The organism is Moorena sp. SIO1F2 (genome assembly GCF_010672755.1).
Lineage (GTDB): Bacteria > Cyanobacteriota > Cyanobacteriia > Cyanobacteriales > Coleofasciculaceae > Moorena.
Genome location: NZ_JAAHFV010000449.1, coordinates 1 through 4,714, shown reverse-complemented (window position 1 = coordinate 4,714; position 4,714 = coordinate 1). Strand labels below are relative to the sequence as shown.

4 protein-coding genes are annotated in these 4,714 nt (G+C 43.8%); all 4 read right to left on the bottom strand.

The features are described 5' to 3' along the window. Nucleotides 1-295 (bottom strand): polysaccharide pyruvyl transferase family protein (locus F6J94_RS30610; RefSeq protein ID WP_367142292.1); only part of this gene is annotated, 295 nt, incomplete at its 3' end. Nucleotides 296-761: 466 nt separating this feature from the next. Further along, nucleotides 762-968 (bottom strand): hypothetical protein, encoded by a 207-nt coding sequence (locus tag F6J94_RS30605; protein WP_293047169.1) that lies wholly within the window; start codon nt 966-968, stop codon nt 762-764. After that, nucleotides 965-1,939 (bottom strand): phytanoyl-CoA dioxygenase family protein, encoded by a 975-nt coding sequence (locus F6J94_RS30600; protein ID WP_293047167.1) that lies wholly within the window; start codon nt 1,937-1,939, stop codon nt 965-967. Before F6J94_RS30600 ends, F6J94_RS30605 begins: the two co-directional genes overlap by 4 nt. A 768-nt stretch (nt 1,940-2,707) precedes the next feature. Continuing rightward, nucleotides 2,708-4,543 carry an ABC transporter ATP-binding protein gene (locus F6J94_RS30595; protein WP_293047165.1) on the bottom strand — a complete coding sequence of 612 codons (1,836 nt, stop codon included), beginning with the start codon at nt 4,541-4,543 and terminating at the stop codon, nt 2,708-2,710. Between the last annotated feature and the right edge of the window lie 171 nt (nt 4,544-4,714).

Below are 4,714 nucleotides of genomic sequence, written 5' to 3'. Positions count from 1 at the left end.
GTTTTCTAGTATTCTGCTTCACCTGTTTAATCGAGATAATTTCATTTCCTGTTAGACAGTTGGGAGTTTCTCCAAAAACTGAATAGTAGTCTTTAAACTTAAATCCCTTTCCTGAAACTTTATTACTCAGTTGCATCCATATAGATGGAATACCAAATGCGTCTGCAATTATAAGTCCGTGGAGAGACGATGAAGCTATAGCTTCGCATCGAGTAATATCTGCAATGACTTCTTTTGGGTTACGTGTTACGTCAATCAATAATACATTTTTAGATTCTGCTTTGCTTAATGAAATAATTCTTTCATCTAATGCATCAACATAATGTGGTACTAAACCTAAATCGTACTGTTTTTAAGATTCTGCATAACAATTAGGTGCTAGCAGTCCAGGATCTCCTAAGGTAATTGTCTGAGAAGCAAAAACCCGCTTTCTAGTTAAATGACCTCTGACACCAATAATAGATGCACTAGGAAAACAGTTACTAGAAGATTAAAACATGAATCCAGAACCTAAAATTATACCACTAAAGTTATACGATAACTTCTATAATATGCTGCCAATAGCAGTTGCATGATCTTCATTTGGTAAAGTATGTTCAACATCATATCCATAGTGTGAGAATATATCTCTGTTTAACTGATCGCCAAAATTTTTGATATTACAGTAATATAGCTTAATTGGAGGCATTTTTTTCGTTTAAGTGTTTTACATCCACTCAAAATAATTAGGATAGGGACATTTGAAAGATTTGTTTGCTGATTTAAGCTGCCACCTGACTACTTTGCAACTTCCAATACCGCGCATAGCGCTCTCCTTGATGCAGAAGCGACTTATGAGTACCGTGCTCCACAAGCTCTCCCCGCTCTAGCACCAAAATCTGATCAGCCTCAGCAATATTCGAAAGTCTATGGGCCACAAAAATCACTGTTCGTTCTTTCTGGAACTGTTCCAATGCCTGCTGAATCAACTCTTTCTGCTGTTTGAACTTGGCAATTTAAGATGCCATAGTTTACGTTTTAAACTCACCTCCCATTCTCCAGTTAGCAGCCCTTTGGCTAGGTTATTAGAGATTGCCTTAAGCGTCAGGAGCAAAAGCTGCTTATATAACTTCATTAGTTCTGGAATAGCCATAGTTGCGATTGAACTATTCGGAAAGACTGGATAGTTTCGCTGAATGCCAAATCCTAAGTAGTTGAAAAGGTCTGGACTAGGGTTATCGATAAACCCAGCATTGACCATATTTTGCTCTCCATGGCCAAGATATTCATCTTTAATTTGCTCGACCTGGAACTGAAAACTATTTCGAACATGATGTCTGTCTTTAAACGGGCGTGCTCGATGAATACCATGCAAATCAAAGATGATGAGGTCGCCCTTCTTTATTTCAAAGGTTCTGATATCCTGCTGATAGTGCGTCTGAACCCAGCGATCGCTGATATAAATCTCATCGTCATACTTTGATGACCAAAGGTGGGAACCCTCAATATACTGAAACGGGCTTAAATTTGGCTCGGAAAGATATATAATAAATACCAGACCTTGCATCTCGTGCTTACGCAAAAACTGACTACCTAGCAGCAGATTATTGTCTGTGTGCCAGGGCATATGAAACCCTCGACGGGTCTGAGAGAACCTGTGATTTATCAGCTGATATCCTGCTTGGAAATAAGCATTACAAACATCTAAAACCTGTTGAGACGTAATCAAATCGTAGGCTCGCTTCGATTTGGCCAGGCAATGGCTCAAAAACTTCTGATTTCCTGAACAAACCACACCTAGGTCATTTTTATTGATCAGAATCTCATCAAAGTCGATTTCTTCTAAGAGCCGGTCAGCCTCTATCTTATTTAATGCACTTTCTGCGAAGTAATAGCCCTTTTCCCTAATAGACCTGACAATTTCAGCAGTGGAAGTAATATTGAGAGTGTTCCAAGACATAACAATACACCAGAAATGTTGAATCTATTTCACGTCTGTACCTACATTTAGATACCTGACTGGGTGATCAGCAACCTGGTGAACTTGGTAGGGTGTGGGGTGTGGGCGAACGGGTGATTATAAAAATGATAAGAAAAATAGAGGAGCTGAGGCGTTGCTTAATAATGGAATGATTTTAATAGTTTTTAGGTGCGCGCACCTGTGGAATGGGCATCTTGCCTGTTCCTGTCGGTGCGACCCGAAGGTGCGCGCACCTTGAGGTGCGACCCAAGGGCGATTTACTCGCCCATTGGAAAGGGCACCTTCAGCGAATTTAATTCTTAATGAGTCAAGCGCACCGAATATTTTCGGGCGGGCAGGATGCCCCTTACAAGGGTAGGTTTTTTACAAAGGGGCGAGTACGTACTTTTATTGTCTTGATGATTTTTAACGACAAATTAAGTACATTTTATTATACCGTTTCTTATAGCTATGAGGTACACAGGATTTTTTACCTCTTGCCTCTTACCTGCTCCCTGCTCCCTGCTCCCTGCTCCCTAAAAGCCAGAACGAAAGTACCTCATGACTATGATAATTGCTATATACCCCACACCCCACACCCCACACCCCACACCTGAGGTCAAAGTTAAAAACCTACCCTTATGAGCGACTCCCGACTCCCGATTCCCGACTCCCGACCCAAATGTAAAAAACCTACCCTTGTAAGCTCTCCACTCCCTGATCAATTTTAGGGTCAAGAATCAAACAGCAGTGCCTCAAGCTAATGCCTTAAACTGCCACCTGACTACTCTGCAACTTCCAATAGCCTGCATAGCGCTCACCTTGATGCAGAAGCGACTTATGGGTTCCCTGCTCCACAACCTCTCCCCGCTCTAGCACTAAGATTTGGTCAGCCTCAGCAATGGTCGAAAGTCGGTGTGCCACAACAATCACGGTTCGTTCCTTCTGGAACTGTTCCAATGCCTGCTGAATCAACTTCTCGGATTCACTATCTAAGGCACTGGTTGCTTCATCCAAGATTAAAATCTCTGGCTGTTTAATTAATGCCCGTGCCAGAGCCAATCGTTGCCGCTGTCCACCGGAGAGTCGATAGCCCCGCTCACCCACCACGGTTTCGTATCCATCAGGCAAGGCCAAAATAAACTTGTGGGCTTGAGCTGCTTTAGCTGCTTCCACCACCTCATCCAAGCTTGCTGACGGACGACCGTAACGCAAATTTTCTAAAATACTGTCATTAAAAATAAACGTATCTTGACTGACCACCCCGATCTGTTGCCGCCAGTTTTCCAAGCAATAGTCTGCTAGAGGACGACCATTGACTAGAATATGTCCTGCCGTGGGTTGATACAGCCCAAGGAACAAATCTATAATCGAAGACTTACCTGCCCCCGACCCCCCTACTAAAGCAGTTACTTTGTTTCGAGGCAGAGTAAAGGTGAGATTCTTGAGGGCAAACGTATCATCGTTAGTATAGGAAAGGCTTATAGACTTAAACTCAATATCTTCCCTTAGCCGTGTAAACGGCTCCGTGCCCGAGTGCTCAAATACCTTATCCCGCTGGTCTAAAATCGTCTCTAACCGTACCATCCGGGCGCTGTTATCCGCAAACATTGTAATGGTGGCTGAAGTTGCTTTCAAGCGCGTCGATAACCGTTGCAAGGCCAGCAAAAAGGTCAACAACAGGGGTAGGATGGTCGCCTTACCCCCTTCAAATAGTACTGCTGAAGCTGCCAAAATTCCCAAGGCTACCATGGGCAAAGTCTCTAGAATTGGCTCCGGTAGGTAAAAGACTAATGCCCGCTTTTTAAGTTGTTTCTCGATTTTAGCTAACAGCCCATTGACCCCAGTTATTGTTTTTTCCTGGGTACCAAAGGTATGCAACAACCTCAAGGCCTGGATGCTCTGAGTAATATACTTAGCCGACTCGACCTGGCTTGCGGTCACCCGCTTTACCACTCCTCGTAATCGGGGAATCAGCTTGTACTGCACATAAGCCACCGCCAGAATCAGCACCGTTGCCGCCCCTGCCAAGATTGGGGATAGGCGCACGATAACAACCAGATACACCAACGAGAACGACAGACCTACTACCAGATTGTTGAATTGTGTAATCTCTTGATCAACTGCAAAAGCCGCATCATTGCTAAAAAGTACTAGGTCACCGACCTTATAGCGGCTGACACAGCCATAGCTAAAGGTCATAATCCGTTCAAACACCTTACCTGTGACATAGGGCTGTGCTTTGGCCGATAGGTAAGCTGTCGATACCTTATTGAGATAGTTACTCAGACTTAAGCCGATTTGCAGCACCACTGCCCCAAACATTAATACTAAAAACATTTGCTCTGGTGGCAAAGGCAGAATCTTAGCCAGGGTTTTAGCTATGGTTGGATTGGTTGGTGTATCTGTTCCAGGGTCATCAGTCCCCGTTAGGTAACCCACGGCCAGATAAATCACACCTAGGGTGCTGCCCTCTAGGACGGCACTGACGAGATTGGTAACCAGGTTCATCCCAATCAGCCACCAGTTTTTCCGGGCTGTCTCCCCGACCAGACGATAGGCTGGCGATCGCAAATTGGGAATGAGTTTTTTCAGTTTTGTCACAATTACTATTAATTAGTCAGCAAATATATAGCGTTTTAAAATCAGATGTGAAACTAGAATTGAAGGGAACAGGGAACAGGGAACAGGGAACAGGGAACAGGGAACAGGTAAAGAGAGGGAGGTGTAGGGAAAGGCTTCCATGCAAAAGGCAACAGACAAGAGATAATCAGA